The sequence below is a fragment of the Rhizobacter terrae genome, assembly GCF_003852895.1.
GTDB lineage: Bacteria > Pseudomonadota > Gammaproteobacteria > Burkholderiales > Burkholderiaceae_C > Albitalea > Albitalea terrae.
Map to the genome: position 1 here is coordinate 672,707 of NZ_QUSW01000003.1, position 25,749 is coordinate 698,455.

At 66.9% G+C, this 25,749-nt stretch carries 27 protein-coding genes; 15 read left to right on the forward strand and 12 right to left on the reverse strand.

What is annotated here, in order from left to right; translation table 11 throughout:
• Positions 1-166: 166 nt before the first annotated feature.
• The 9 genes from DZC73_RS14705 (at position 167) to DZC73_RS14745 (ending at position 7,668) form a co-directional block, all read left to right on the forward strand.
• Positions 167-484 (forward strand): hypothetical protein, encoded by a 318-nt coding sequence (locus DZC73_RS14705; RefSeq protein ID WP_124541060.1) that lies wholly within the window; start codon positions 167-169, stop codon positions 482-484.
• Positions 485-528: 44 nt separating this feature from the next.
• The gene (locus DZC73_RS14710; RefSeq protein WP_124541061.1) at positions 529-801 is read left to right on the forward strand and encodes a hypothetical protein; all 273 of its coding nucleotides are present in this window, start codon (positions 529-531) and stop codon (positions 799-801) included.
• Positions 802-971: 170 nt separating this feature from the next.
• On the forward strand, positions 972-2,012 hold the full coding sequence (locus DZC73_RS14715) for a trypsin-like serine protease (protein WP_124541062.1): 1,041 nt from the start codon (positions 972-974) through the stop codon (positions 2,010-2,012).
• Positions 2,013-2,729: 717 nt separating this feature from the next.
• Positions 2,730-4,403, forward strand: a complete 1,674-nt coding sequence (locus DZC73_RS14720) for a long-chain-fatty-acid--CoA ligase (RefSeq protein WP_124541063.1) — start codon at positions 2,730-2,732, stop codon at positions 4,401-4,403.
• 208 nt (positions 4,404-4,611) lie between these two features.
• Positions 4,612-5,091, forward strand: coding sequence for a hypothetical protein (locus DZC73_RS14725; RefSeq protein WP_124541064.1), 480 nt, complete (start codon positions 4,612-4,614; stop codon positions 5,089-5,091).
• Positions 5,092-5,127: 36 nt separating this feature from the next.
• Entirely contained in the window at positions 5,128-5,922 is a 795-nt protein-coding gene (locus tag DZC73_RS14730) for a 5'-methylthioadenosine/adenosylhomocysteine nucleosidase (protein ID WP_124541155.1), read from the forward strand.
• Positions 5,919-6,437, forward strand: a complete 519-nt coding sequence (locus DZC73_RS14735; protein WP_124541065.1) for a hypothetical protein — start codon at positions 5,919-5,921, stop codon at positions 6,435-6,437. The genes DZC73_RS14730 and DZC73_RS14735 overlap by 4 nt, the downstream gene beginning before the upstream one ends.
• A gap of 10 nt (positions 6,438-6,447) precedes the next feature.
• Entirely contained in the window at positions 6,448-7,164 is a 717-nt protein-coding gene (locus tag DZC73_RS14740; protein ID WP_124541066.1) for a 16S rRNA (uracil(1498)-N(3))-methyltransferase, read from the forward strand.
• 96 nt (positions 7,165-7,260) lie between these two features.
• A complete protein-coding gene (locus DZC73_RS14745) occupies positions 7,261-7,668 on the forward strand; it encodes a YidB family protein (RefSeq protein ID WP_124541067.1) in 408 nt (135 codons plus the stop codon).
• A gap of 6 nt (positions 7,669-7,674) precedes the next feature.
• Here DZC73_RS14745 and DZC73_RS14750 read toward each other — a convergent pair whose 3' ends face one another.
• From DZC73_RS14750 to DZC73_RS14770, 5 genes are all read right to left on the reverse strand, one after another.
• Entirely contained in the window at positions 7,675-8,901 is a 1,227-nt protein-coding gene (locus tag DZC73_RS14750; protein WP_124541068.1) for a THUMP domain-containing class I SAM-dependent RNA methyltransferase, read from the reverse strand.
• Positions 8,901-10,421: an RNA polymerase factor sigma-54 gene (locus DZC73_RS14755; RefSeq protein ID WP_124541069.1), complete on the reverse strand. Its 1,521-nt coding sequence runs from the start codon at positions 10,419-10,421 to the stop codon at positions 8,901-8,903. The genes DZC73_RS14750 and DZC73_RS14755 overlap by 1 nt, the downstream gene beginning before the upstream one ends.
• Positions 10,422-10,424: 3 nt before the next feature.
• A complete protein-coding gene (gene lptB / locus DZC73_RS14760; RefSeq protein ID WP_124541070.1) occupies positions 10,425-11,198 on the reverse strand; it encodes an LPS export ABC transporter ATP-binding protein in 774 nt (257 codons plus the stop codon).
• Positions 11,195-11,836, reverse strand: a complete 642-nt coding sequence (lptA, locus tag DZC73_RS14765) for a lipopolysaccharide transport periplasmic protein LptA (RefSeq protein WP_235835129.1) — start codon at positions 11,834-11,836, stop codon at positions 11,195-11,197. The genes lptB and lptA overlap by 4 nt, the downstream gene beginning before the upstream one ends.
• 237 nt (positions 11,837-12,073) lie before the next feature.
• On the reverse strand, positions 12,074-12,694 hold the full coding sequence (locus tag DZC73_RS14770; RefSeq protein ID WP_161974595.1) for a TetR/AcrR family transcriptional regulator: 621 nt from the start codon (positions 12,692-12,694) through the stop codon (positions 12,074-12,076).
• 102 nt (positions 12,695-12,796) lie between these two features.
• Here DZC73_RS14770 and DZC73_RS14775 point away from each other — a divergent pair, with 102 nt between their 5' ends.
• Positions 12,797-13,156, forward strand: coding sequence for a darcynin family protein (locus DZC73_RS14775; protein WP_161974596.1), 360 nt, complete (start codon positions 12,797-12,799; stop codon positions 13,154-13,156).
• Position 13,157: 1 nt separating this feature from the next.
• Here the strand turns inward: DZC73_RS14775 and DZC73_RS14780 are convergent, their stop codons facing one another.
• The 3 genes from DZC73_RS14780 to argS all read right to left on the reverse strand — a co-directional run bounded on the left by DZC73_RS14780 (position 13,158) and on the right by argS (position 16,274).
• Positions 13,158-13,814, reverse strand: a complete 657-nt coding sequence (locus DZC73_RS14780) for a thiol:disulfide interchange protein DsbA/DsbL (protein WP_124541074.1) — start codon at positions 13,812-13,814, stop codon at positions 13,158-13,160.
• A 67-nt stretch (positions 13,815-13,881) separates the two neighbouring features.
• Positions 13,882-14,565 carry an SPOR domain-containing protein gene (locus DZC73_RS14785; RefSeq protein WP_124541075.1) on the reverse strand — a complete coding sequence of 228 codons (684 nt, stop codon included), beginning with the start codon at positions 14,563-14,565 and terminating at the stop codon, positions 13,882-13,884.
• Positions 14,566-14,585: 20 nt separating this feature from the next.
• The gene (gene argS / locus DZC73_RS14790; RefSeq protein WP_124541076.1) at positions 14,586-16,274 is read right to left on the reverse strand and encodes an arginine--tRNA ligase; all 1,689 of its coding nucleotides are present in this window, start codon (positions 16,272-16,274) and stop codon (positions 14,586-14,588) included.
• Positions 16,275-16,485: 211 nt separating this feature from the next.
• Here argS and DZC73_RS14795 point away from each other — a divergent pair, with 211 nt between their 5' ends.
• Both DZC73_RS14795 and DZC73_RS14800 read left to right on the forward strand, forming a co-directional pair.
• Positions 16,486-17,841 carry a serine/threonine-protein kinase gene (locus DZC73_RS14795; protein ID WP_124541077.1) on the forward strand — a complete coding sequence of 452 codons (1,356 nt, stop codon included), beginning with the start codon at positions 16,486-16,488 and terminating at the stop codon, positions 17,839-17,841.
• A 162-nt stretch (positions 17,842-18,003) separates the two neighbouring features.
• Positions 18,004-18,390 (forward strand): hypothetical protein, encoded by a 387-nt coding sequence (locus tag DZC73_RS14800; RefSeq protein WP_124541078.1) that lies wholly within the window; start codon positions 18,004-18,006, stop codon positions 18,388-18,390.
• 6 nt (positions 18,391-18,396) lie between these two features.
• Here the strand turns inward: DZC73_RS14800 and DZC73_RS14805 are convergent, their stop codons facing one another.
• Genes DZC73_RS14805 through DZC73_RS14820 form a run of 4 tightly spaced genes read right to left on the reverse strand, consistent with a single transcriptional unit; the run spans position 18,397 to position 22,539 of the window.
• Entirely contained in the window at positions 18,397-19,311 is a 915-nt protein-coding gene (locus DZC73_RS14805; RefSeq protein WP_124541079.1) for a LysR family transcriptional regulator, read from the reverse strand.
• Positions 19,312-19,346: 35 nt separating this feature from the next.
• Positions 19,347-20,327: a Bug family tripartite tricarboxylate transporter substrate binding protein gene (locus tag DZC73_RS14810; RefSeq protein WP_198414855.1), complete on the reverse strand. Its 981-nt coding sequence runs from the start codon at positions 20,325-20,327 to the stop codon at positions 19,347-19,349.
• A gap of 27 nt (positions 20,328-20,354) precedes the next feature.
• Positions 20,355-21,614, reverse strand: coding sequence for a CaiB/BaiF CoA transferase family protein (locus DZC73_RS14815; protein ID WP_124541080.1), 1,260 nt, complete (start codon positions 21,612-21,614; stop codon positions 20,355-20,357).
• Positions 21,607-22,539 (reverse strand): hydroxymethylglutaryl-CoA lyase, encoded by a 933-nt coding sequence (locus DZC73_RS14820; RefSeq protein WP_124541081.1) that lies wholly within the window; start codon positions 22,537-22,539, stop codon positions 21,607-21,609. Before DZC73_RS14820 ends, DZC73_RS14815 begins: the two co-directional genes overlap by 8 nt.
• Positions 22,540-22,665: 126 nt before the next feature.
• Between DZC73_RS14820 and DZC73_RS14825 the strand changes: the two genes are divergently transcribed.
• The 3 genes from DZC73_RS14825 (at position 22,666) to aceB (ending at position 25,741) form a co-directional block, all read left to right on the forward strand.
• Entirely contained in the window at positions 22,666-23,388 is a 723-nt protein-coding gene (locus DZC73_RS14825; RefSeq protein WP_124541082.1) for an IclR family transcriptional regulator, read from the forward strand.
• Between the two features lie 76 nt (positions 23,389-23,464).
• Complete coding sequence (locus DZC73_RS14830) at positions 23,465-24,142, forward strand: haloacid dehalogenase type II (protein ID WP_124541083.1); 678 nt, start codon at positions 23,465-23,467, stop codon at positions 24,140-24,142.
• 18 nt (positions 24,143-24,160) lie between these two features.
• Complete coding sequence (gene aceB, locus DZC73_RS14835; protein ID WP_124541084.1) at positions 24,161-25,741, forward strand: malate synthase A; 1,581 nt, start codon at positions 24,161-24,163, stop codon at positions 25,739-25,741.
• Positions 25,742-25,749 lie beyond the last annotated feature (8 nt).

Here is a 25,749-nt window from a genome sequence, read left to right on the forward strand (position 1 = left end):
GTGCGAAATAGAATGTTTCGCACAGAAATCTGATAGTTTTCGTCAGAAAACTGTATCTTCTCCAGGTGCCGATGTCCGTGGACTTTCAGTCGACGTGAACAGGCGCTGAGGCTTCGGCCTGCGCGCGCCCGACATCGAGCGGCGCGAAAACCCTGGAGATTCGAAGATGCAATTCCATCTGAAGTCCTATCGCTTCGAAGGCCTGTACCGGGACCCGGGGCTGCTTCAAGAGCGATCGGGTGTCTTCGTCATCCTTGGTCGAGCCCACGACGACGCACCGTGGGTGGTGCTCGACCTGGGTGAGGCCGCCAGCCTGCGAGAGCACGTCGCCAACCACGTGCGGTGCGAGGCCTGGAGTCGGTTGGGGCACCGAGACCTGGCCTGTGCGGTGTTCTATTGCGACGAATGGGACCGGCGCTCGATTGACGAAGAATTGCGCGGGCACTTCGACTTGCCGGGCGGCTTGCCGGACCTGTGCTTGTGAGTTCGCCCCCTGCCCCGCGTTGTGCGGTGTGCTGCCAACTCTGGATGAGCCAGGCCGACATGGCGGTGCTCTTTGGCACGACCACGCAGAACATCACCATCCGCATCAAGACGCTGTATGCCGCGGGTGTGCTCGATCCGAACGACACCCGCCGCCGCATCCTTCAATCGTGCATGGAGGGCAGGCGGGAAGTGCGGCGCCATGTGTACATCTACAACCTGCAGGTCATCGTGGCCATTGGCCGAGGCATCCGCGGCAGGCTGGGCGAGGTGTTTCGCCGCTGCTGCCACGACGTCAACGACGGCGCGGATCTCTGACGGCGGCACGCTGCACCGTCAAAGCCGGGGCACACCTGGCGCAAAGCTTGCTCGTGCGACCCGCGGATAGGGTTTCCGTCAGCCCCTGCTCAGGGGGGAGGCGGTCCGCACGACGGAACCATTCGGTTAAAACCCATGAGTCCGAGATCACACAACCATCGGAGGATCCCTTGATTTCCACCAGATTCCGTGCGGCACTTGCCGCAGTGCCTCTCGCGCTGGCCTTCACCCAGGCCGCGCATGCCGTGTCGTCCACCGACGATCCGGCTGGCCGCGTGCTCAATCCTGGCGCGTTCGGCGGAGCATTCGACGGCGTGGCCAAGCTGCTGTTTTCCAACAGCAGCGGCAACTTCGTCTGCTCCGGCTCGCTGCTGTCGGGTGGGCAATACGTGCTCACGGCCGCCCATTGCGCCGATGACTTCACCTCGATGACCGTCGACTTCAAGCTCGGTGGTGTGGTGCGCACCGCCGCCGCCGCCTACGTGCACTCCGGCTGGAACGGCACGCTCGACACCGGCGCCGACATCGCGATCATCAAGCTCGACTCGAAGGTCACGGGCATCCAGGGCTTCAACCTGAGCACCACCAACGACGTGGGCAAGAACGTCCTGCTGGCCGGCTACGGCCTGGTCGGCCAGGGCCTGAACGGTGCCACCGGCTTCGACCGCGACCCGCCCGGCACGGTGCCGCGCATCTGGCGTCCGCACTTTGGCTACAACACCATCGATGCCACCGGCAAGCAACTGGACGACCTGCTGTTCGGGCCGGGTGCCGGCGACAACACCTATGGCGAGAACTACGTCTACGACTTCGACGACGGCACCTACGAACACAATGGCCTGCAGCGCCTGAAGGACGACTTCGGTGCACCGTGGGCTGACAGCAGCGCCGGCCTGGGTGCCGACGAGGCACTGATCGCCGGCGGCGACTCCGGTGGTGGCGACTTCGTCTGGACCGGCAGCGAGTGGCTGCTGACGGGCGTGCACTCCTGGGGCTGGGGCGTTTGCGGCGAGATCTATGCCGACTGCGACACCTCACCGGGCACGAACTCCAGCTTCGGCGACTTCTCCGGCTCCACCGCGGTGTTCTCGCACACCGACTGGATCAAGAGCGTGACGGCCGTGCCCGAACCCGATACCTATGCCCTGATGCTGCTGGGCCTGGGCGTGGTGGGCAGCGTGGCGCGCCGCCGCAAGGCCGCTGCACGGTAAGCGACAGGAAGCCGCCCTTGGTGGCTTTCGTAGACACGGCACCTTCGGGTGCCGTTTTTTTGTCGGGTTCCGCGGCAGGCGGCATGGGCCAGGGGCTGCGGCTGTGGCGGTCGGCCTGGGGCCGACTGCGCTGCGCTGCTCGCACCGAGGGGTGCACGGGGAAACTCCCGCCGCGCCCCTGCGGTGCGCTGTGGTCAGACAGTCCCGGTGAGTCAGAAGACGAAGCGTGCTGCGCACGCCACCCCTCGGTGCTGCGCTGCTCGCCGCCACAGACGCAGCCCCTGGCCCATGCCGCCTGCCGCTCAAGTGGCGAAGGCTTGGCTCGACGAGAAAACCCAAAGCCGCAACAGCAAAGGCGTGGGTGGGCTGGCTGGGGCGCGCATCAGGAAGCGGCGAGGAGCGCAGGCTTCATGGGCACGCGCGCAGCGCGCTTCGTCTTCTGACTTGCCGCAGCATGTTTGAACGCAGCGCACCGCAGGGGCGCGGAGTGAGTTCTGCGGCAGCCCATGAAGCCGAGCACCGCAGCGGAGTCGGCCAACGGCCGACCGCTTCCGCCGCGCGCCCCAGCCAGCCCACCCACGCCTTTGCCCAACCCGCCCCATCCCCCAAAGGTGGGTACTCCTAAGCGCACTGCCCTAGAAACGTCTATCGAATCCCCTCATACGTGCCTGTCAGTGATGCGTCAGAATCGCCCACCGATCAGGAGAGCAAGCACCAATGGAAAAAACCTGGCTGAAGCACTACCCCAAGAGCGTGCCGGCGACCATCGACGTCGAGCAGTACACCTCCCTCGTGGCTCTCATCGAGGAAAGCTTCAAGAAATACCGTGATCTGGCGGCCTACAAGTTCATGGGCAAGACGATCACCTTCGGCCAGGTGGATGATGCTTCCCGTGCCTTCGCGGCCTACCTTCAGGCGCAGGGCTTTGCCAAGGGCGACCGCATCGCGGTCATGATGCCCAACATCCCGCAGTACCCGGTGGCCGTGGCTGCCATCCTGCGGGCCGGGTACGTGGTGGTCAACGTCAACCCGCTGTACACCCCGCGCGAGCTGGAGCATCAACTCAAGGACTCAGGCGCCAAGGCCATCGTGATGGTGGAGAACTTCGCCACCACGCTGCAGCAGGTGCTGTCGGCCGTGCCCACCAAGAAGGTCATCCTCACCGCGCTGGGCGACATGCTGGGCTTCCCCAAGAGCATGATCGTCAACTACGTCGTGCGCCGCGTGAAGAAGATGGTGCCGGCCTACGACATCCCCGGTGCCGTCAAGTTCATGGACGCGCTGTCGCAAGGCCGCGGCAAGTCGTACAAGCCTGCGCAGATCAGCGCCGACGACATCGCCGTGCTGCAGTACACCGGCGGCACCACCGGCGTGAGCAAGGGCGCGGTGCTGCTTCATCGCAACCTGGTGGCCAACATCCTGCAGTCCGAGGCCTGGTACCAGCCCGCTCTTTCGAAGATTCCAAAGGGCGAGCAGATCGTCACCATCTGCGCGCTGCCGATCTATCACATCTTCGGCTTCAACACGAACATGATGCTGTCCATGCGCATGGGCGGCTGCAACATCCTCATCGCCAATCCGCGCGACCTGCCGGCGGTGTTCAAGGACCTGCAAGGACAGAAGTTCCACAGCTTCCCCGCAGTGAACACGCTGTTCAACGCCATGGCCCACCACGCGCAGTTCAGCACCGTCGACTGGTCCAGCCTGGTCATCAGCGTGGGCGGCGGCATGGCGGTGCAAAGCGCCACGGCCAAGCTCTGGCTGGAGAAGACCGGCTGCCCCATCGTCGAAGGCTACGGGCTGTCGGAGACCTCGCCCTCGGCCACCTGCAATCCGGTGGACAGCACGGCCTACAGCGGCAACATCGGCATGCCCATGCCCAACACCGAGCTCACGCTGCTCGATGACGACGGCCGCGAAGTGCCCTTGGGCGAGCGCGGCGAGATCGCGATCAAGGGCCCGCAGGTCATGGCCGGCTACTGGCAGCGTCCCGACGAGACCGCCAAGGTCATGACGAGCGATGGCTTCTTCCGCACCGGCGACATCGGCGTGGTCGACGAGCGCGGCTACTTCAAGATCGTGGACCGCAAGAAGGACATGATCCTCGTCAGCGGCTTCAACGTGTACCCCAACGAGGTCGAGGATGTGGTCAACAACATGCCCGGCGTGCTGGAGTGCGCGGCGGTGGGTGTGGCCGACTCCAAGGCCGGCGAGGCGGTGAAGCTGTGCATCGTCCGCAGCGACCCGTCGGTGACCGAGGCCCAGGTGCGGTCCTATTGCGAAGCCAACCTCACCGGCTACAAGCGGCCCAAGGTGGTGGAGTTCCGCACCGAGCTGCCCAAGTCGCCGGTGGGCAAGATCCTGCGCCGCGAGTTGCGCGACAAGGTCTGAAGCCGGCCCGTTCGCCATTGATCTGGGACAGTTCGCGGCGTTGACGGCGGGGCAAAAGCCCCGCAGGATCACGACAATTGCAACATGCTTGTACGTGCTTGCTGCTAATCTGTGAGTAAGAGCGACTAGGCAAAGCAAAGAATTCAGCCCTGTCGCAGTCAACCTTCAGGATGCATCGGTGATCTGGGCCAAGACAGAAGCTGGGCGGGTGGAAATGCAAGCGAAGGCGCTCGTGAAGGAGCGCGCGCAACGCAATCTTCTCTTGTTGATCGACGGGCAGAAGTCCGAGGAAATGCTGCTGGCCAACGTGGTCGGCATCAAGGCTGATGACTTCACCGCGCTCGAGGCCATGGGCCTGATCGAGCCGCTGGCCGGACCGGCCGGCCGGTCTGCACGCCCGGTGGCTGCAGCGCCTGCAGCCGCTCCCGCAGCGCCCGCGGCAGCACCGACCACGGTGGACATCTCCACCGAAGCCGCCCCGCTGGACTACGCCCATTTCACCGAGACCCTCACCCAGCTCATCTCCAAGGAGCTCGGCCTGCGCGGCTTCACGCTGACGCTGGCGGTCGAGAAGGCCGGCACCATCGAGGAACTGATGGAAGTGGCCCGCCGCGCGATCGACCAGATCCGCGACCGCAAGGGCGCACCCGCTGCGGACGCCGCCCGCAAGGCGCTGTTCGGCGCCTGATCCTTCCTGTCCTCGCTGTCGGATCGGGCCATGGCGATGCGACCGTTGGCCATCGTCAGCGCCATGCACGAGGAGCTGCATGCACTGCTGCCGCTGCTTGACGCGCCCTCGCAGCGCACCCTGGCGGCACGGCGCTTCCACATCGGCACGCTGGCCGGGCAGCCGGTGGTGCTCGTGCTCTCGGGCATCGGCAAGGTGGCTGCGGCCACCACCGCAGCCTTGCTCATTCATGAGTTCGATGCGCAGGCCATCGTCTTCACCGGCGTGGCCGGCGGGCTGGGTCCCGGAGTGAAGGTCGGTGACGTGGTGGTCGCCACGCAGGCACTGCAGCACGACATGGACGCCTCGCCGATCTTCCCGCGCTTCGAAGTGCCGCTCACCGGCCGCTCGCGCTTCGATGTGGACGAGGTGCTCAGCGGCCACCTCGCCACCTCCGCTGAAGACTGCCTTCACCGTGCGGATGAGCTCATGGTCCGCGCCCACCTCGAACCCTTCGGCATCGCCGCGCCGCGCGTTCATCGCGGCCTGGTCGTGAGCGGCGACCGCTTCGTGTCCACCGCCGCCGAAAGCCGCGCCCTGGTCCAGGCCCTGCCCGACGCCCTCGCCGTGGAGATGGAAGGCGCCGCCCTCGCCCAGGTCTGCGCCGACTTCGGTTGCCCCTTCGCGGTCATGCGGACCATCTCCGACCGTGCCGACGACGATGCGCATGCCGACTTCTCGCGCTTCATCGCCGAGGTCGCGAGTGTCTACACCCGGGTGGTCGTCCTGCATTGGCTGCAGCAACTGCCGGCCTACACTGGCGCAATGGGAATCCAATCCTCTGATCGATGAAGGCGGTCTTCAGGCTGCCGTGGCGGGTGCTTCGCGTGGCATTCCTCGCGCTGGCGGCCATCGTCATCGCCATCGAGGAATGGGGCTGGCGGCCGCTCACGGCCATGGCCGCGCGCTTCGCGAAGTGGCCCCCCATCGGGCGTCTCGAAGACTGGATCCGCCACGCGCCGCCTCGCGTGGCGCTGCTGTTGTTCCTCGCACCCGCGGTGCTGCTGTTTCCCATCAAGCTGCTGGCGCTGTGGCTCATCCACCTGGGCCGCACGACGCTGGGCGTGGTCGTCATCCTGGCCGCCAAGGCGCTGGGCACGGCTTTCGTCGGGCGACTGTTCATCCTCACCGAGCACCAGCTCATCACCTTCCCCTGGTTCGCGCGGTCTCTGTCCTGGTGGCGTGCCACCAAGCTGCGCGTGAAGTCTGCGGTGCAGACCTCGCTGCTGTGGCGAGGTGCCGCGCGGCTCAAGCGCCGCATCTCGATCTGGGTACGTCGCCGTTCCCGTGCCCTGCGGCCCCATTGATCCTCACCCCATGCCCCGCCTCTTCGTCGACCTGCCGCTTCACGAGAACGCCGAACTCACGCTGCCGCCCGGTCCTGCGCGGCACGTGCAGGTGCTGCGCATGCAGCCCGGCGACACGCTGACCTGCTTCAACGGCGCAGGTGGCGAGTGGACGGCCGAAGTCCTGCGCATGGGGCGTCAGGATGTGGAGGTTCGCATCGGTGCCCACGACGCCGTCGACCGCGAGCTGCTGGTCAAGGTCACGTTGGCGGTGGGCATGCCGGCCAACGATCGCATGGACTTCCTCGTCGAGAAGGCCACCGAGCTGGGCGTGCACGCCATCCAGCCGCTGGTGTGCGAGCGTTCGGTGCTGCGGCTGTCGGGCGAGCGAGCCCTCAAGAAGGTCGAGCACTGGAAGGGCGTGGCCGTCGCGGCCGCGGAGCAGAGCGGCCGAACCCGCGTGCCCGCCATCGAGCCGGTGCTCGCGCTGCCGGCATGGCTGGCAGGGCATCGCTGCGATGCACAACGATGGCTGCTCAGCTTCTTGCGCAGTGCAACATCACTGGGTCATGCTGCACCTGCACATGATGTCGTGTTCGTCAGCGGGCCCGAGGGTGGCTTGAGTCCTGCGGAGGAAGGACTCGCACAGCATGCCGGTTTCGCGCCGGTGACGCTTGGTCCACGCGTGCTGCGTGCCGACACCGCGCCGCTGGCGGCCCTGTCTTTTCTTGCGCTGCAGCATCGTTGAACCGATTCCAACTGCGTGAGGGCTTTGCCCACCTCGCTTGCCACGCGCCTGAAGACCGCCGCAGAATGGGCCAGCGAGTGACTTCCGGAGATCATCATGGGTCTGCTCGATTCGGTGATCGGTGCACTGTCCGGCGTGCGCAGCACGAGCGGCAGCGGAGACATGCTGAACGTGGTGCTTCAGATGCTGGCCAATGACGGCGAAGGCATCGGCATCGATGGGCTGGTCGAGCGCTTCAAGGACAGCGGCATGTCCTCGGTGCTGGAGTCATGGATCGCGCGCGGCAGCAACCTGCCCATCTCCGCGGAGGACTTGCAGCGTGTGCTCGGCACCGAGACCGTCGAGGAGATCGCGCAACAGGCCGGACTGTCGCGCCGCGTCACCGCGGACCGTCTCTCGCAGATGCTGCCCTTCGTGATCGACAAGCTCACGCCGCATGGCCGGCTGCCGGCCAATGGCCTGGGCGATCTCGGCCAGCTCATGGGGCGCATGGCGGGGCGCTGAAGCCCTTCAGTGCGCGCGCATCGTCCCCGACACGAGATCGAAGCGGAACAGACGGCACTCGATCGGGCCATTCCACATCGGCACCCGCCGGCTCTCCTTCAGGCGCATCGCGCCGGGCAGCTTCATGTCCGGGCTGAGCACGAACGCCGTCCATCCAGCCGGATGCTGGGTGTAGGCGCGCTTCCAGTGCGACGCCAGGCGGGGGAAGAAGTCGTCGGGGGTGTCACGGTCCTGTGCTGAGGGACGCGCAGCCTTGCCGCCGACCTCGATGCGTTCGCCATAGGGCGGGTTGAGCATCAGCGTGCCTTGCAGCGCATCGGGCAATGCCGGCGCAGGGCGCTCCAGCGCATCACCGCCGTTGAAGGTGATGGCCGCCTCCACGCCCGCGCGCTGCGCATTGCGCCGCGCGAAGTCGACCATGCGGAAAGACACGTCGCTCGCGAAGATGGGTACCGCGCTCGGATGGATGCGTGACTGTGCGTGGCTCTTCATGCGCTGCCAGGCGGCGCGCATCTCGGTGGATGCGAAGGGCAGCAGGCGCTCGAAGGCGAAGCGGCGCTTCAGGCCAGGCGCGATGCCGCAGGCGATCTGCGCAGCCTCGATGGCGATGGTCCCCGAGCCGCAGCAGGGGTCGTGCAAGGCGCCGCCATGTTCGGGCGTGCCCTTCCATCCGGCAGCGGCGAGCATGGCCGCGGCCAGCGTTTCCTTCAGCGGCGCGTCGCCCTTGTCCTCGCGCCAGCCGCGCTTGAACAGCGGCTCGCCCGAGGTGTCCACGTAGACGGACGCGCGCTGCGGACCCACGTGCAGCACGACCTGGAGATCGGGCCGCTGCGTGTCCACGCTGGGGCGCTCGCCGGTGGCTTCGCGCATCTCGTCGCACACGGCATCCTTGATGCGCAGCGCGGCGAAATTCAGGCTCTTGAGCGGGCTGCGCTGCGCGGTCGTGTCCACGCGCAGCGTGTGCTGCGGCGTGATCCACTGCGTCCAGTCGACCGTGCGCGCGAGCTTGTAGAGATCGGTCTCGTCGAAGTACTCGCCTTCGGCCACTTCGACCAGCACACGCTGAGGCAGTCGGCATTCGAGGTTGAGCGCCATGACCTCGTCTGGGCCGCCTTCGAGCATCACGCCGCCGCGCTCGGTCTGCAGCTGCGCATCGGGCAAGATGGCGCGCACTTCGTCGGCCAGCAACTCTTCGACGCCGGCTGCGCAGGGCAGGAAGATCGGCAGCCCCATCAGAGCGCCTTGCGCAGGTTGGCCGGCGCGATCTTCAGGGCTTCGCGGTACTTGGCGACGGTGCGCCGCGCGACCTGGATGCCCTGCTCTTCCAGCATCTGCGAGAGCTGGCTGTCCGACAGCGGCTTGGCCGGGTCTTCGGCAGACACGAGCTGCTTGATGAGGGCGCGCACCGCGGTGCTCGACGCATTGCCGCCGGCCTCGGTGTTCAGCGACGAACCGAAGAAGTACTTCAGCTCGAAGGTGCCGAAGGGCGTGGCCATGTACTTGGCGGTGGTCACGCGAGAGATGGTGGATTCATGCAGGCCCAGCTCGTCGGCGATCTCGCGCAGCACCAGTGGCTTCATCGCGATCTCGCCGTGCGTGAAGAAGCTCTTCTGCCGCTCGACGATCGCCTGCGACACGCGCTGGATGGTGTCAAAGCGCTGCTGGATGTTCTTCATGAACCAGCGCGCCTCCTGCAGCCGCGAGCTCAGGCCGGCACCGGCGCCCGAGGCACCGCGTGACGAACGGATGGCCTGTGCATACAGGTCGTTGATGCGCAGCTTGGGCATCACGTCCGGGTTGAGCACGACCTTCCAGTTGCGGCCCGACTTCTGCACGATCACGTCGGGCACGATGATGTTGGCTTCGGCCCGCGCGAAGGGGCGCGCCGGCTTGGGCTCCAGCGAGGTGATGATGCCCTGCGCCTCCTTGAGCAGCGCCTCGTCGGCGCCGGTCGCTGCGATGAGCTTCTTCACGTCGCGCCTGGCGAGCAGATCGAGATGCTGCTTGCAGATGATGATGGCGATCATCTGCGCCTCGCTGCGCGGCAGCAGCCGCAGCTGCAGGATGAGGCACTCCGACAGGTTGCGCGCGCCGACGCCGGCGGGCTCCATGCTCTGCAGCCACTTGAGCGCGCATTGCAGGCGGTCGATCAGTTCCTCTTTCGCCTCGGGGTCCTCGTCGCCCACGAGTTCGGCGGCGATCTCTTCGAGCGAGTCGGCGAGGTAGCCGTCTTCGTTGAGCGATTCGATGAGCACATGCAGCGCCGCGGCATCTTCGGGCGACAGCCGCATGCCCGGCAGTTGCTCGCGCAGGAACTCCTGCAGCGTCTGCGAGGCCTGGTTGCGTTCCTGCGGGTCGAAGTCGTCGTTCTCGCCCGTGCCGGAGCCCGCGCTGGGCGTCTCGCGGATGCCGTCGAAGTCGTCGCGCTCGGTGCCGTTCTCCCAGTCCTCGCGCTCGGTGGCGCCGAACTCGGCGCTGTCCACGCCCGCGGCGTCGTCGCTGCCGGTCGCGGCTTCGGAGGCGTTTTCGGATTCGCGCTCACCCGCCCGCTCGGCCGTGCTCAGCCGCTCGGTCATGGGCTCGTAGGTGGGCGTGAGGTCCTCTTCCGCTTCGAGGAAGGGGTTCTGTTCGAGCATCTGCTCGACTTCCTGGTGGAGTTCGAGCGTGGAGAGTTGCAGCAGTCGAATCGATTGCTGCAGCTGTGGCGTGAGCGCCAGATGCTGGGAAAGCCGAACCTGTAGCGAGGGTTTCATGACCTACATGCGGAAGTGTTCGCCCAGGTACACCTTGCGAACATCCGCGTTCTCGACGATTTCGGTCGGCGTGCCTTCGGCGAGCACCCGGCCTTCACTGATGATGTAGGCGCGGTCGCAGATGCCCAGCGTCTCGCGCACGTTGTGGTCGGTGATGAGCACGCCAATGCCGCGTGCCTTGAGGAAGCTGATGATGCGCTGGATCTCGATCACCGCGATCGGGTCCACGCCCGCGAAGGGCTCGTCCAGCAGGATGAAGCGCGGCTGCGTGGCCAGTGCCCGGGCAATCTCCACGCGGCGGCGTTCGCCGCCTGACAGTGCCGGAGCCGGCGAGGCGCGCAGCTTCTCGATGCTGAGGTCGCGCAAGAGGCCGTTGAGCAGCTCGTCGATGAGCGATGCCTTGAGCGGCTTGCCGTGCTCGTCCAGCTGCAGCTCCAGCACGGCGCGGATGTTCTCCTCCACCGTGAGCTTTCGGAAGATGGAGGCTTCCTGCGGCAGGTAGGACAGGCCCAGCCGCGAACGGCGGTGGATGGGCAGGCGCTCGACCGCTTCGCCGTCGATGGTGATCTTGCCGGCATCGGCGCGCACCAGGCCCACGATCATGTAGAAGCTGGTCGTCTTGCCCGCGCCATTGGGGCCCAGCAGGCCCACCACCTCGCCGGCATCGACGGCCAGGTGCACGTCCTTCACGACCTTGCGCACGCCGTAGGTCTTCTGAAGACCCTGCGCGGCCAGGCGGCCGGAAGATCGCGGCGCGGCGGCCGCCGCGCCGCTCACTTCTTGTCTCCGAGGGTGGTGCTGGGCTTGAGCGCCGCGGCTGCGGCAGCCGATGCGGCTTCCGCAGCGGCCGGCGTGCCCTCGCGCGGCGTCAGCACGGCGCGCACGCGCCCGCCCGTGGATGGATTGGCGCCGGCATTGCCCTGCGCGCCGCCGGACACGCTGAACACCTCGGTGGTGTTGTCGTAGGTGACCTGGCTGCCCGTGATCTCGTCGCCGATGCTCTCGCCACGCAGGCGCCGCACGGTGGCGTTGTTGACGAAGCGGATGGTGTCGGGCTTCTCGTCGTATTCCAGCCGGTCGGCCTGGCCATCGATGAACTCGTCCACGCCGTCGCGCTTCTGGCGGAAGGTGGCGGGCTTCTGGGCGGAGCCGAAGGCGGTGGCCACCTTGTAGCCGTCAGGCCGCTCGCGCACTTCCACGCGGTCGGCCTTGATGACGATGGTGCCCTTGGTGATGACGACGTTGCCGGCAAAGACCAGCACCTGCTTGAGCAGGTCGAAGTTGCCTTCCTTGTCCGCCACCACGTTCAGCGGCTTGGTCCGGTCGGCCTTTTCGGCCAGGGCCGGGGCACTCAGGCCGAACGCGAGCGCGGCGGCGAGCAGGGTGCGGACAGGGGTGGAAAGCAGATGTGTCATAGAGGCATGAAACTTGCAGACCATTCTAGCCCGAAGAGTTTCATGCCGAGGGAAAATCCTTGTCCGCCTGACGAACAAGCCCGCCGCCACCGGGGAAAGGCACGGCCGGACGAACGTGCGGCCCGCCGATTCTGCCGTGATGTCTGCCGCCGGCGGCTGGTCTAGACCACCTGGCCGGTGGCCTAAAGCAAGATTTGTGCGGTAGCTGCGAATCTGAGCCTGGGCGGGCGTTGTGGACTACGTGGCCGGCGTCCTCAGGTACAGCGAGGTCAGCCGCACCATTTCTGCCGTTGCCTCCTCCAGCGTCACGCCGGAGGGCCGCTCGTACACCACCGCGTGCACCAGGGCGTGCAGCGAGTGCATGAGCACGTAGATGGCCAGGTCCAGGTTGGGCACGCGGATCTCGTCCGTGTAGCGCGACAGCAGGGTGCGCAACTGGCTGCTGATGCGCGCCTCGACCGCGGCATGCTCGTCCAGCGTGTCCAGCCCGGCGAGCTGTGTCTCCAGCACGCGGTGCAGGCCGGCTTCCATGCGGTGGGCCTCCACCAGGCCACTGATGATCGCCTGCAAGGCGGCTTCGAAGGCCAGGCCTTCGCAACGCATGATCTCGCGTTCGACGACCTCGTTCATCTGCCGGGCGTGCCGGTCGTGCAGCGCGGCGATGAGCGCGTCCTTGTTCGGGAAGTACTGGTACAGCGAGCCCACGCTCACGCCGGCGCGCTCGGCCACCAGGTTGGTGTTGGTGGCCGCGTAGCCGCGTTCGACCAGGATGCGAGCCGTCGCATCCAGGATGGCCTCGCAGGTGGCCTGCGAACGCGCCTGGCGCGGCGATTTTCTTGGGGCGACGGCGGTCTTCATGGGCTTGTCCGAATGCGAGTAGCAAATACGAGCAATGACTCGCATAGTGTGGTCCATGCCGCGACACGGCGTCAACCCTGCCCCCGGCTCCAGGAATCCACCATGACCACCACCTACTCGGTCTTCATGCTACTCAAGGCCACGCCCTACTGGCACTCGCTGGCCCGCGAGGAGCGCATCGCGATCCGCGACGACGCCCTGTCGCGGGTGTTCAACCACTTCGCCGCGGTCACGCTGCGCTTCTTCGACGCCAGCGGGCTGCATGCCGGCTGCTCGGAGGTGCTGATCTGGGAGACCACCGACATGGCCGAGTACCGCGCCGCGGTCGAGGCACTGCAGGCGCATGCCTTCTTCGGCGCGCCCTGCTTCGAGGTGATGGATGTGATCCCGACGCTGGCCGAGGAGTGGCCCGCGCTGCCGTGGCCCGCCGGTGGTGTGCCGGCACGGGCCATGGCGCTGTGACTCAGCCCTTGTTGCGGACCTTGTCGATCAGGAAGTTGGACACGGCGATCACGCCTTCCATGTTCCCGACCAAGCCGCCGGAGGTGTAGAAGCGGCCCTGGATGCCGATGGCCGGCACGCCATCGATCTTGTAGTCGGCGGCGAGCTTGGCAGCCTGCTTGGCCTTGCTCTGCACGCTGAAGGAGTCCAGCCGCTCCAGGAACTTCACGCTGTCCACGCCCTGGGACTGCATGTAGTCGCCGATCTCCGGCGGTTTGTCCAGGCGCATGTGGCGGCCGTGGATGGCGTAGAACACCTTGCGCTGCATCGTGGGGATGAGGCCCATTTCGTCCAGCGCGTAGAAGATCTTCTGGTGCATCACGAAGGGCTCGGCGCGGAAGGCCACCGGCACGCGGCGGAAGGCCACGTCGGACGGGAGCTGCTTGGACCAGGCATCGAGCATGGGCTCGAACTCGTTGCAGTGCGGGCAGCCGTACCAGAAGAACTCGATGACCTCGATCTTGCCCCCCGCCACAGGCACAGGCTGGTTCAGCTTGACGTAGTGCTTGCCCTCGACCGGTGCAGTGCCTTGTTGAGCCAGGGCCAGCGGAGACAGGCCGGCACAAGCCGCGGCAACGCCGGCACTCAGGGCCTGGGCAGAAAACTCACGACGGTTCATCGTTCTTCCTTGGGGTGGACTGGGGACGCCATGGGCTGAGTCTGCCGGTCCGGCTTGGTTCAATCGATCAGCGCTGAACCCGGACCAGCGAGGACTCCATGCCCGCGGCATCGAGTTTTTCCTTCGTGCCGTCGGCCTCTTCCTTGTGGTCAAAGGGGCCCACGCGCACACGGTACACCGTGCGGCCGGCCTGCTCACGCTCGGTGATCTTGGCGCCCATGCCCATCATCGCCAACTTGGCGCGCTGGGCATCGGCGTCCTCCGGACGGGCGTAGGCACCGACTTGCACGAAGAAGCTGAACGCCTCCGCGCCGGCTTTGGTGGACGCGGCGGCGGCCACCGGTGCGGCTTGCGCCGGCTTGTCGGCGAGGATGTCCGCCGGATCGCGCCTGGCCACGGCCGGCTTGGACGCCGCAGGGGCCGTGGCGATCGGCGCCGGCGCCGTGTTGCCCGCCTGCGGCGGGTTGGCGGGCGTCGCCTGCGGCGGTGCCGCGGGTGGCGGGGCCACCACGCCGGACGCGGCGTTCATGTTCGGCTTGGCCGGATTCTTGCCGTGCAGCGGTGCGTTCGGATCCCAGTTCTTGTTTTTCTCCGCCTCGGCGGCGTCCTGCTCGGCCGTGCGCTGCGGCACCTTGTTGACGAAGGGCACCGGCACCTTGGTGACGTACAAGGCCACGCCCAGCGCAATCGCCAGGCCGACCATCAGGCCCACGATCAGGCCCATCACGAAACCGCCACGTTGGAATTTCATCGATCGGTTCTTTCCGTTCTTCACATCTTGTCGGGAGCACTCACGCCGAGGATGGCGAAGGCGTTCTGCAGCACCTGGCGCGTGGCGGCAAGCAGCGCGATGCGCGCGCGCGTCAGCTGCGCATCATCGTCGACCAGGAAGCGCACTTCCGCGTAGTACGAGTGGTAGGCGCTGGCGAGCTTGCGGGCGTAGAACGCGATGTCGTGCGGCGCCAGGCCGGCCGCGGCATTGGACAGCACGTTCGGGAAATCCGCCAGGTCCAGCATCAGCGAGAGCTCGATGGGCTGCGTCAGCAGTTCCAGCTTCGCCGTTGCGAGCGTGGACTCGTCACCGCCCTTGTCCGTCACCCAGTTGCGGATCACCGAGCAGATGCGCGCATGCGCGTACTGCACGTAGTACACCGGGTTGTTGTTGTCCTGCTCCAGCGCCAGGTCCACGTCGAACACGAACTCGGTGTCGGCCTTGCGGCTGATGAGGAAGAAGCGCACCGCGTCGCGGCTGGTCCACTCGATCAGCTCGCGCAGCGTCACGTAGCCGCCGGTGCGCTTGGAGATCTTCACCTCCTCGCCGCCCTTCATCACCGTGATCATCTTGTAGAGCAGGTAGTCGGGGTAGCCCTGCGGGATGCCCACGCCCGCCGCCTGCAGGCCCGCGCGCACCCGCGCGATGGTGCCGTGGTGGTCGGTGCCCTGCACGTTGATGACCTGCCCGAAGCCACGCTCCCACTTGGTGACGTGGTAGGCCACGTCCGGCACGAAGTAGGTGTAGGTGCCGTCGGACTTGCGCATCACGCGGTCCTTGTCGTCGCCGTACTCGGTGCTGCGCAGCCACAGTGCCCCATCCAGCTCGTAGGTCTTGCCGGCCTTCTGAAGCAGGTCCACCGCCTTCTCGACGCGGCCTTCGGTGTACAGGCTCGACTCGAGGTAGTAAACGTCGAAGTGCACGCCGAAGGCCTGCAGGTCCAGGTCCTGCTCGTGGCGCAGGTAGGCCACGGCGAACTGGCGGATGCCGTCGAGGTCGTCCGGATTGCCCGAGGCGGTGAACTCGCGGTCGTCGGCCTTGACCGTCTTGCCCGCGAGGAAGTCGTCGGCGATCGCCTGGATGTAGTCGCCGTTGTAGGCGTTCTCCGGCCAGCCCTCGTCACCCGGCTTCTTGCCCTGGATGCGCAGCTGCGTGGAATTCGCCAGCGTGGCGATCTGCACGCCCGCGTCGTTGTAGTAGAACTCGCGCGACACCGTGCAGCCCTGCGAGGCCAGCAGGTTGCTCACCGAGTCGCCCAGCGCGGCATTGCGTCCGTGCCCCACGTGCAGCGGCCCGGTGGGGTTGGCCGACACGAACTCGACCATCACCCGGCGGCCGTTGGCCGGCCGGTGGCCGAACCGCGCGCCGGCGGACAGCACCTCGGTCACCACCGCCTGCTTGGCCGCCGGCGCCAGGCGCAGGTTGATGAAGCCGGGGCCGGCGATCTCGGCCGCTGCCACGTAGCGCTTGGCGGCCTCGCGCCGCTGGAATGCATCGATCAACGCCTGCGCCACCTCGCGCGGGTTCTTCTTCAACGGCTTGGCGAGCTGCATGGCCGCCGTCACGGCCAGGTCGCCGTGCGCCGCTTGTTTGGGGGATTCGAACGCCGCCTGCGCGGCCGTACCGGGGCTGACTTCCTGGATGGCTTCGGAAAGCGCGTCCAGCAGCGCCTGTTTTGCTTCAATCATGATGGGGATGGATTCTATGGTGCGCCCTCGGCCACCATTCGCCCTGGACTCGCGCCTTGACCCTCTGGCCGACCCGGCAGATACAAGCAGTTTCGACACCGTGCCGTTGAAAGTGCACGATCAGGGGGTCTTTCGTGCTCTTTTCGGCCAGCACGAAGGCGCGAGGCTTGGCACAGTGCGAGGACCGGTCTCTCCCGGTGGACATTCGAACATGCTCAACCCGCCCCAATCCGCCGATCTCGACGTGGAGATCCCAGAGCTGCCTGCGCAAATCGGCAAGTACCGCGTGCTGCGGAAGCTGGGCGAAGGCGCCACCAGCGAAGTCTTCCTTTGCCACGACGATTTCAACAACCGCGACGTGGCGGTCAAGCGTGTTCGCGTCACGAACGATGACCCGACCGACGGGCGCTATTCCGAGCGCTTCTTCAATGCCGAAGCGGCGCTGGTGGGGCGCCTGCAGCACCCCAACGTCGTCAAGATCTACGACGCGGTGGTGGAGCCCGACACCGCCTACCTGGTCATGGAATACGTGGCCGGCAGCACGCTGCGGCCGTTCTGCCGCGCCGACCAGCTGCTGTCGCTGGAGCTGATCGTCGAAATCGGCTTCAAGTGCGCGATGGCGCTGGGCTACGTGTACCGGCAAGGCCTCATCCACCGTGACGTGAAGCCGGCCAACCTGCTGGTGGTGCTCAACAACGGCTCCATCACCGACGTGAAGATCACCGACTTCGGCAGCGTGCTCAACCTCGCGTCGGACGTGACGCAGGTCTACCGCGTGGGGTCGCTGGCCTACATGTCGCCCGAGCAGCTCGACGGCGGCACGCTGGACTGCCGCGCCGACATGTATTCGCTCGGGGCCGTGTTGTACCACTTGATCGCCGGGCGCCCGCCCTTCGATGCGCAGGTGCAGTCGGCGATGATGAACCAGATCTACAACCAGCAGCCGGTGCCGCTCACCGGCTTGCGCTCGGGCCTGGCCGACGCGGTCGACCAGGTCATCCAGCGCGCGCTGGCCAAGAACCCGACGATGCGCTACGAGAACTGGGAAGAGTTCGCCCAGGCCTTGTCATCGCTCATCGTCAACCACGAGGTGCCGCGCGGGCAGCTGCAGGGCGTGCTCGATTCCGAGCGCTTCAACCTGCTGCGTTCGCTGGACTTCTTCACCAGCTTCGGCGACGTCGAGCTGTGGGAGGTGGTGCACCGCGCGAAGTGGCAGCGCTTCTCCTTCGGCCATGCGCTGTACCGCAAGGGCGAAGAGGGCAGGACCTTCCACATCATCGCCCAGGGCGAGGTGGAGGTCTTCCGCGACGGGCTCAAGGTGGCGCAGCTCGGCTCGGGCACCTCGGTGGGCGAGATGGCCTACCTCGCACCCAGCCCGGAACTGCGCCTGCACAGCACGGACGTGATCGTCACCGAGGCGGCCACCACCATTTCCTTCACACCGGAGACGCTGGCGCAGGTGAGCCCGAGCTGCCGGCACCACTTCGACGACGCCTTCATCCGCGTGCTGGTGCGCCGGCTGCATGCCGCGCACGAGGCGCTGGCGCATCCACGGCGCATCCTCTGACCGCCGCTTCATCCTTGATGACCGGGTTTGTCCCTGGGCGCTGATCGCCCGGGCAGGTCTGCCATGTTTCCAACACTTGCGTTGTGAGCCTTGCCGGCCACGCGTCGCGATGTTGCAATGCGCCCGGTTCCGTCCCGTTCGCTCAATCGAGGAGATCCTGAGATGAAGAAGCTGCTGTCCGTGCTGGTCCTGGCCCTGGGTTCCCTGTCCTTCGCGGCGCATGCAGCCGACGCAGGATGCGATGCGAAGGCCACCGAGAAGAAGCTGGCGGGCGCCGCCAAGACCAGCTTTATGAAGAAGTGCGAGGCCGACTCGGCAGCCGATGCCGCCAAGGCCACCTGCGAGACGCAAGCCGGCGAGAAAAAGCTGGCTGGTGCCGCGAAGAACAGCTTCGTCAAGAAGTGCTCGGCCGACGCGAAGGCCGCTGCGAAGGAAGACGCCAAGAAGACGGCGTCTGCTGCCTGCGAAACCCAGGCCGGCGACAAGAAGCTGGCGGGCGCCGCGAAGAACAGCTTCGTCAAGAAGTGCGTCGCCGACGCCACCAAGTGATGTGAGCTATGGCGCGGCGTGCTTCCAGTACGCCGCGTCGCCGTAGGTGTGCTTGAGGAAGTCGATCCACAGGCGCACCCGCAGCGGCAGGTGCTTGGCATGCGGGAACACGGCGTAGATGCCGTTGGGCGGCGCGGCGAAATCGTCGAGCAGGCTCACCAGCTTTCCCGCGGCCACCTCATGCTCGACTTCCCAGGTCGAGCGCCACGCGATGCCCAGGCCCGCGACGCACCAGTCGTGCAGCACCTGGCCGTCGCTGCAATCCAGCCGTGCGGCGGGCCGCAGGTGTGTCACGCTGCCATCGATGGTGAAGGCCCAGCCGCGGGTCTGGCTTGCGTCGCTGCTGAGGGTGAGGCATTCGTGGCGGTTCAGCTCGCCGGGATGCTGCGGCACGCCTGCGCGCTTCAGGTAGGCGGGCGAGGCCACGCACAGCCGCCGGTTCTCGGCCAGCCGCACGCTCACCAGCGATGAATCGGGCAGGTCGCCCACGCGCACGGCGCAGTCCACACCTTCGTTGACGATGTCCACGATGCGGTCGCTCAGGTTGAGCGACATCGACACGTCCGGGTGTTGCGACAGGAAGGCCGGCACCAGCGGCGCGACGTGGCGGCGGCCGAAGCCTGCCGGCGCGGTGATGCGCAGGTGCCCGCTGGCCTTCACGCCGCCGGCGCTCACGCTGGCCTCGGCATTGGCCAGCTCGGCCAGCAGGCGCTGGCAGTCTTCCAGGAAGGCGCTGCCTTCGTGCGTGAGCGTGATGCGCCGCGTGGTGCGCACCAGCAGCTTCACCCCCAGGCGCTCTTCCAGCGCGTCGATGCGCCGGCCGATCACCGCGGGCGCCACCCCTTCTGCATTGGCTGCCGCGGTGAGGCTCCCCTTGGCCGCCACCGCCACGAACGATTCGATCTGTTTTAACCGGGCCATGGGCGCAGATTACCTGCGCCTGGGGTTGGAATCAATCAATCGAGCTTGACGTTGGCCTCCTTGACGGCCGCGCCCCATCGCGCCTGCTCCGCCTTGAGGAAGGCCGCCATCGCCTGCGGCGAGCCGCCCATTGGTGCGCTGCCTTCGGCCAGCAGCCGAGCGATGGTGTCGGGCTTGGCGAGCGCCTTTTCCACCTCGGCGTTCAGGCGCTTGACCACGTCGGGCGGCGTGCCAACCGGCGCGACCACGGCTTTCCAGTCGGCCGCCTCGAAGCCCGCATAGCCTGACTCGGCCACCGTCGGCGTGTCCGGCAGCACCGGCAGCCGCTTGGCGGAGGTGACGGCCAGCGCACGCAGCTTGCCGGACTTGATGAAAGGCAGGCCGCCTTGCGGCGTGATGAAGAAGAAGTCGGTCTGGCCGCCGAGCAGGTCGGTCAACGCCGGGCCTGCGCCTTTGTACGGGACGTGCATGAACTTCGCGCCGGCCTTCTTCGCGAACATCTCTCCGGCCAGGTGCCCGACCGTGCCGTTGCCGGCGGATGCCATCGTGACGGCGCCCGGCTTGGCCTTGCCGGCGGCGACCAGGGCGGCCAGTGTCTTGTACGGCGACTCCGCACGCACCACCAGCACCACCGGCTGCGAGGCCACCAGCGCGACGGGCGTGAAGTCCTTGAGCGGGTCGTAGGGCATCTTCGGGTACAGCGTGGGATTGATGGCGAGGTTGGCCGTCTGGCCCATGCCCAGGGTGAGGCCATCCGGTTTGCTCTTGGCGACCGCGTCCAGCCCGATGTTGCCGCCCGCGCCGGCCTTGTTCTCCACCACGAAGACCCAGCCGGTGTTGGCCGCCAGGCGATCGGCCAGCATGCGGGAGACCACGTCGGTTCCGCCCGCGGGCGGGAAGGGCACGATGAGGCGGATGGACTCCCTCGGGTAGCCGGCCTGTGCCTGCGCCAGCAAGGGCATGGCGGATGCGGCGAGCGCGGCCAGCAGCGTGCGGCCGAGGGTGAATGGCGTCATGTCGTGTCTCCGTCGAGTCGAAATCGTTCAGGCGTTGTCGGGTTCGCCGCCATCGGCGCTCACCGGCATGGATGCGGCGGCGACCACGCCCGCCGCATGCAGCTCGGCAATCTGCGAGGGCATGTAGCCCAGGCTCGCGAGCACGTCGTTGGTGTGCTGGCCGATGCCCGGCGCCGCGTGCCGCAGCGGCAGGCGATGGCCGTCCAGCGTGACCGGCAGCAGCGGCACGTGGGTGTCGATGTCGTGGTCTGCGCCGCAGCTGCCGGCGGCGATGCGCACCGGCGCGAGGCCGCCGGTGGCGTTGAGGTGCGGGTCGTCGAAGAGGTCGTGCGGCCGGGTGATGGGTGCGTGCGGCAGACCGTGCGTCTCGAAGCGGCCGGCGATCTCCGCGGCGTCCAGCAAGGCCATGCGTTCTCGCAGCATGGGCATCAGCCAGTCGCGGGACTGCACGCGCTGGTTGTTGGTTGCCAGCCGCGCGTCGCACTTCAGGTCGGCGAAGGCGAAGGCATCGCAGAACAGGGCCCACTGCGTGTCCGACACCACCGCCAGGAAGATCTGCTCGCCGTCCCTGGCGCTGAACACGTCGTAGATGCCCCAGGCCGAGATGCGGTTGGGCATGGGCGCTGCCGCCTGGCCGGTGACGGCGAACTGCATCATGTGCTGGGCTACCAGGAACACGTTGTTCTCGAACAGCGCGCTTTGCACCTCCTGGCCTCGGCCGGTGCGCTGCCGCTGGTTGAGCGCCGCGAGTGCGCCGATGGCGCCGAACATGCCGCCCATGATGTCGTTCACGCTCGCACCGGCGCGCAGCGGCCGGCCCTCGGGACCGGTCATGTAGGCCAGGCCGCCCATCATCTGCACGACCTCGTCCAGCGCGGTGCGGTGCTCGTAGGGGCCCGGCAGGAAGCCCTTGTGCGATACGTAGATGAGCCCCGGGTTCAGCAGTTCGAGGTTCTTGGGGCCCAGGCCGAGCCGCGCCATCGTGCCGGCCTTGAAGTTCTCGCAGAACACGTCGGCCGTGCCCACCAGCTTGAGCACCAGTTCCAGCCCGCGCGGCTCGCGCACGTCCACCGCCAAGCTTTTCTTGTTGCGGTTGAACATGGGGAAGAAGCCTGCGCCCGAGCCGAGCAGGCGCCGCGTGTTGTCGCCAGTGATGGGCTCGACCTTGATGACCTCCGCACCCAGGTCGCCGAGGATGAGCCCGCAGCTGGGTCCCATCACCATGTGCGTGAACTCGACGACGCGGATGCCCGCGAGCGGCAGGTCCTGCGGTGCGGCCTCAGGCATGAAGCGCTCCTTGCGTGAAGCCCTTGGGCAGGCCGGCATCGGGGGTCATGCCGTACAGCGGTTCACCGGGCAGGCCGGCCTTGAGCGGCTCGCGCGCGGCGATCAATCGTTCGAGGTTCACGCCGGTGCGCACATCCATGGCCTCGAACATGAACACCAGGTCTTCGGTGACCACATTGCCTGAAGCACCCGGCGCGTAGGGGCAGCCGCCCAGGCCCGCGAGCGAGGCGTCGAAGGTGGTGACGCCGGCCTCGAAGGCCGCCAGGCAATTGGCCAGGCCCAGGCCGCGGGTGTTGTGCATGTGGGCGGCACCCGCCTTCGGGCCGATGGCTTGCCGCAGCCGTATGAACAGGCGTTTGACCTGCGCCGGATTGGCGTGGCCGGTGGTGTCCGACAGGCCTGACTCGTCGACACCGGCTTCGATGCACTGCTCGGCCAGGCGGATCACGTCGTCTTCGGGCACGGGGCCTTGCAAGGTGCAGCCGAAGGCGGTGGAGATCCCGGCCTCGATCTTCACCGACGGCGCGGCGTCGTCGCGCAGCGCGACGATTTGGCGCACCTCGTCCACCATCTGCGACGGCGTCTTGCGCACGTTGGCCATCGAGTGTGCTTCGCTGGCCGACACGGGGATGGTGAGCTTGTGCACGCCCGCGGCGATGGCCGCCTGGGCACCGCGCAGGTTGGGCACGAGCGCCATCACCGTGAGTCCCGGCAGCGTGAGGGCATGGGTCACCACCTCGGCGGCATCGGCCATTTGCGGCAGCAGCTTGGCAGGCACGAAGGAGCACACCTCGATCTCGCGCAGGCCGCTGGCATGCAAGGCGCTGATCCAGCGCAGCTTGTCGGCGGTGGGCATGGTGCGCGACACGCTTTGCAGGCCATCGCGCGGACCGACTTCGCTGATGAGGACGGTGGGGGTGGGCATCGGATTCTTTGTCTGTTCGCTTGACAGGTTCTATTGAATAGAACTATATTCTGCTAAATAGAATACTGTGCGGATGCCATCGCCGTCAAGCGTGGGGCTTTCGCCGCGTCTTTTGGCTGCATTCCCATGCCCCGCAAGTCATCCCAGCTTCCCGACGGCGCACCCAACACTGAAGGCGCCCCCGCCAGCGGCGGCGTGGTCGCGGTGGACCGCGCGCTCATGCTGCTCAAGGCCTTCCAGGAAGGCGACTCCTCGCTCACCCTGGCCGACTTCGCCGCCCGCACCCAGCAATACAAGAGCACGGTGTTGCGGCTGCTGGCCTCCTTGCAGCATTTCGGCTTCGTGCAGCGCAACGACGACGGCCGCTACCGCCTGGGCCCCGAAGTCGCGCGCCTGGCCCGGCTGTACACCGGCTCCTTCTCGCTGGAACCCCTGGTCATGCCCGTGCTGCGCGACCTGGTGGACCGCACGCGCGAGAGCGCGGCCTTCCATGTGCGGCAAGGCGACCAGCGCCTGTGCCTGTACCGCATCGACTCGCCCCAGCCCATTCGCGACCACATCCGCGCCGGTGACCTGCTGCCGCTGGACCGGGGTGCCGGCGGCCGCGTCATCCTCGCCTTCGAAGGCGCCCGTGGCGAGGTCTACGACCAGATCCGCCGCGACAAGGTGCTGGCGCTCAAGGGAGACCGCGAGGACGGCGTGGCCGGCGTCTCAGCACCCGTCTTCGGCGACCAGGGCCAGCTCCTGGGTGCGCTCACCCTCACCCTGCCCACCCAGCGCTTCCAGGCCGAGTTCAAGAAGGTGGTGAGGCAGGCGGCCGAGCAGCTCAGCCAGCGTCTGAAGGCTTGATTCCAACCTTCAAGTCACAAATCAAACGCCAATCAGGTACTTAATCTTCGTCCCGGTCGCGAATACAGTCCGGGCGATGGAAAAGCCGGCCGCTCCCCGCGCCGTGGTGTTCGACGCCTACGGCACCTTGTTCGACGTGTACAGCGTCGGGCTGCTGGCTGAGCAGCTGTTTCCGGGCAAAGGCGACGCGCTGGCCGTGCTGTGGCGCGACAAGCAGATCGAGTACACGCGGCTCGTCTCCATGAGCGGGCGCTACAAGCCCTTCTGGGATCTCACCCGCGCCGGCCTGCGCTTCGCGGCCGAGCGGCTGAAGCTGAACCTCACGTCCCAGGCCGAAGACCGGCTGATGAACCAGTACCGGCACCTCAGCGCCTTCCCCGAGAACATCGAGGTGCTGCGCGAGCTGAAGTCGCGCGGCATTCCCACCGCCATCCTCAGCAATGGCGACCCCGAGATGCTGGCCGTGGCCGTGAAGAGCGCGGGCTTCACCGAGTTGCTGGACCACGTGCTCAGCGTGGACGCCGTGCGCAAGTACAAGACCGACCCCGCAGCCTATGCGCTGGCGCCGCAGGCTCTCAAGCTCAGCGCCAAACAGATCCTCTTTGTGTCGAGCAACGGCTGGGACGCGATCGGCGCCACCTGGCACGGCTTCACGACGCTGTGGGTGAACCGCCACGGCCTGCCGCTGGAGCGGCTCGACACCGAACCGACGCGCATCGGCACCAGCCTGCGCGACGTCCTCTCGTTTTTCTGACCTTCAAGGGAACACACCATGAGCATCCAACTGCCCCAGGGCATGCAGATCAACGCCCCGATCCTGCCGGGCTTCGAGACCGTCCTCACCCTGCCCGCGCTGGAACTGGTGGCCAGGCTGCACCGTGCGTTCGAGCCGCGCCGCCAGCAACTGCTGGCCGCGCGTGTCGAGCGCGCCAAGCGGCTGGATGCCGGCGAGCGCCCGGACTTCCTGGCAGAGACCCGTGCCATCCGCGAAGGCGACTGGAAGGTCGCGCCGATCCCGAAGGCGCTGCAGTGCCGCCGCGTGGAAATCACCGGCCCGGTCGAAGCCAAGATGGTGATCAATGCCTTCAACTCCGGCGCTGACTCCTACATGACCGACTTCGAGGACAGCAACTCGCCGGTGTGGGCCAACCAGATCCAGGGCCAGATCAACCTCGGCCAGGCGATCCGCCGCACGCTCACGCTGGAACAGAACGGCAAGACCTACAAGCTCAACGACAAGATCGCCACGCTGCAGGTGCGTCCGCGCGGCTGGCACCTGGACGAGAAGCACGTGCTCATCGACGGCCAGCGTGTCTCGGGCGGCATCTTCGACTTCGCGCTCTTCATGTTCCACAACGCGAAGGAACAGATCGCTCGCGGCGCCGGTCCTTTCTTCTACCTGCCCAAGATGGAAAGCCATCTCGAGGCACGCCTGTGGAACGACGTCTTCGTGATGACGCAGGACGCGCTGGGCCTGCCGCAAGGCACGGTCAAGGCGACGGTACTGATCGAGACCATTCTGGCCGCGTTCGAGATGGACGAGATCCTCTATGAACTGCGCGAGCACAGCGCCGGCCTGAACGCGGGCCGCTGGGACTACATCTTCAGCTGCATCAAGAAGTTCAAGCTCGACCGCAACTTCTGCCTGGCCGACCGCGCCAAGGTCACGATGACCTCGCCCTTCATGCGTGCCTACGCGCTCTTGCTGCTCAAGACCTGCCACAAGCGCGGCGCGCCGGCCATCGGCGGCATGAGCGCGCTGATCCCGATCAAGAACGATCCGGAGAAGAACGCGATCGCGATGCAGGGCATCATCAACGACAAGAAGCGCGATGCGACCGACGGCTACGACGGCGGCTGGGTGGCGCACCCGGGCCTGGTGGAGCCGGCGATGAAGGAATTCCTCGCGGTGCTGGGCGACAAGCCCAACCAGTTCGAGAAGCAGAAGCCCGAGGTTGAAGTGGTTGCGGCCGACCTCCTGAACTTCCAGCCCGAGACGCCCATCAGCGAAGCGGGCCTGCGCATGAACATCAACGTCGGCATCCACTACCTGGGTGCGTGGCTGGCAGGCAATGGCTGCGTGCCCATCCACAACCTGATGGAAGACGCCGCGACGGCCGAGATCAGCCGCTCGCAGGTGTGGCAGTGGATCCGCTCGCCCAAGGGCGTGCTGGAGGATGGCCGCAAGGTGACGGCGGAGCTGGTGCGCTCCTACATTCCCGAGGAACTGGCCAAGGTCAAGGCCGCAGGCGCCGAAGGCAAGTTCGACCGCGCCGCGCAGATCTTCGAGACGATGAGCACGCAGGAGTCGTTCGCGGAATTCCTGACGCTGCCGTTGTACGAGGAGATTTGAGTGGTGTG

What these genes read in the sequence shown, in the direction of transcription:
- DZC73_RS14795 (WP_124541077.1), top strand. Translation starts at nt 16,486, where the DNA reads ATGCTCAACCCGCCCCAATCCGCCGATCTCGACGTGGAGATCCCAGAG.
- DZC73_RS14755 (WP_124541069.1), bottom strand. Translation starts at nt 10,421, where the DNA reads ATGAAACCCTCGCTACAGGTTCGGCTTTCCCAGCATCTGGCGCTCACG.
- DZC73_RS14815 (WP_124541080.1), bottom strand. Translation starts at nt 21,614, where the DNA reads ATGCCTGAGGCCGCACCGCAGGACCTGCCGCTCGCGGGCATCCGCGTC.
- DZC73_RS14735 (WP_124541065.1), top strand. Translation starts at nt 5,919, where the DNA reads ATGAAGGCGGTCTTCAGGCTGCCGTGGCGGGTGCTTCGCGTGGCATTC.
- DZC73_RS14710 (WP_124541061.1), top strand. Translation starts at nt 529, where the DNA reads ATGAGCCAGGCCGACATGGCGGTGCTCTTTGGCACGACCACGCAGAAC.
- argS (WP_124541076.1), bottom strand. Translation starts at nt 16,274, where the DNA reads ATGATTGAAGCAAAACAGGCGCTGCTGGACGCGCTTTCCGAAGCCATC.
- DZC73_RS14745 (WP_124541067.1), top strand. Translation starts at nt 7,261, where the DNA reads ATGGGTCTGCTCGATTCGGTGATCGGTGCACTGTCCGGCGTGCGCAGC.
- DZC73_RS14775 (WP_161974596.1), top strand. Translation starts at nt 12,797, where the DNA reads ATGACCACCACCTACTCGGTCTTCATGCTACTCAAGGCCACGCCCTAC.
- DZC73_RS14740 (WP_124541066.1), top strand. Translation starts at nt 6,448, where the DNA reads ATGCCCCGCCTCTTCGTCGACCTGCCGCTTCACGAGAACGCCGAACTC.
- DZC73_RS14800 (WP_124541078.1), top strand. Translation starts at nt 18,004, where the DNA reads ATGAAGAAGCTGCTGTCCGTGCTGGTCCTGGCCCTGGGTTCCCTGTCC.
- DZC73_RS14830 (WP_124541083.1), top strand. Translation starts at nt 23,465, where the DNA reads ATGGAAAAGCCGGCCGCTCCCCGCGCCGTGGTGTTCGACGCCTACGGC.
- DZC73_RS14730 (WP_124541155.1), top strand. Translation starts at nt 5,128, where the DNA reads ATGCGACCGTTGGCCATCGTCAGCGCCATGCACGAGGAGCTGCATGCA.
- DZC73_RS14825 (WP_124541082.1), top strand. Translation starts at nt 22,666, where the DNA reads ATGCCCCGCAAGTCATCCCAGCTTCCCGACGGCGCACCCAACACTGAA.
- aceB (WP_124541084.1), top strand. Translation starts at nt 24,161, where the DNA reads ATGAGCATCCAACTGCCCCAGGGCATGCAGATCAACGCCCCGATCCTG.
- DZC73_RS14750 (WP_124541068.1), bottom strand. Translation starts at nt 8,901, where the DNA reads ATGGGGCTGCCGATCTTCCTGCCCTGCGCAGCCGGCGTCGAAGAGTTG.
- DZC73_RS14705 (WP_124541060.1), top strand. Translation starts at nt 167, where the DNA reads ATGCAATTCCATCTGAAGTCCTATCGCTTCGAAGGCCTGTACCGGGAC.
- DZC73_RS14805 (WP_124541079.1), bottom strand. Translation starts at nt 19,311, where the DNA reads ATGGCCCGGTTAAAACAGATCGAATCGTTCGTGGCGGTGGCGGCCAAG.
- DZC73_RS14780 (WP_124541074.1), bottom strand. Translation starts at nt 13,814, where the DNA reads ATGAACCGTCGTGAGTTTTCTGCCCAGGCCCTGAGTGCCGGCGTTGCC.
- DZC73_RS14720 (WP_124541063.1), top strand. Translation starts at nt 2,730, where the DNA reads ATGGAAAAAACCTGGCTGAAGCACTACCCCAAGAGCGTGCCGGCGACC.
- DZC73_RS14785 (WP_124541075.1), bottom strand. Translation starts at nt 14,565, where the DNA reads ATGAAATTCCAACGTGGCGGTTTCGTGATGGGCCTGATCGTGGGCCTG.
- lptA (WP_235835129.1), bottom strand. Translation starts at nt 11,836, where the DNA reads ATGACACATCTGCTTTCCACCCCTGTCCGCACCCTGCTCGCCGCCGCG.
- DZC73_RS14770 (WP_161974595.1), bottom strand. Translation starts at nt 12,694, where the DNA reads ATGAAGACCGCCGTCGCCCCAAGAAAATCGCCGCGCCAGGCGCGTTCG.
- DZC73_RS14820 (WP_124541081.1), bottom strand. Translation starts at nt 22,539, where the DNA reads ATGCCCACCCCCACCGTCCTCATCAGCGAAGTCGGTCCGCGCGATGGC.
- DZC73_RS14810 (WP_198414855.1), bottom strand. Translation starts at nt 20,327, where the DNA reads ATGACGCCATTCACCCTCGGCCGCACGCTGCTGGCCGCGCTCGCCGCA.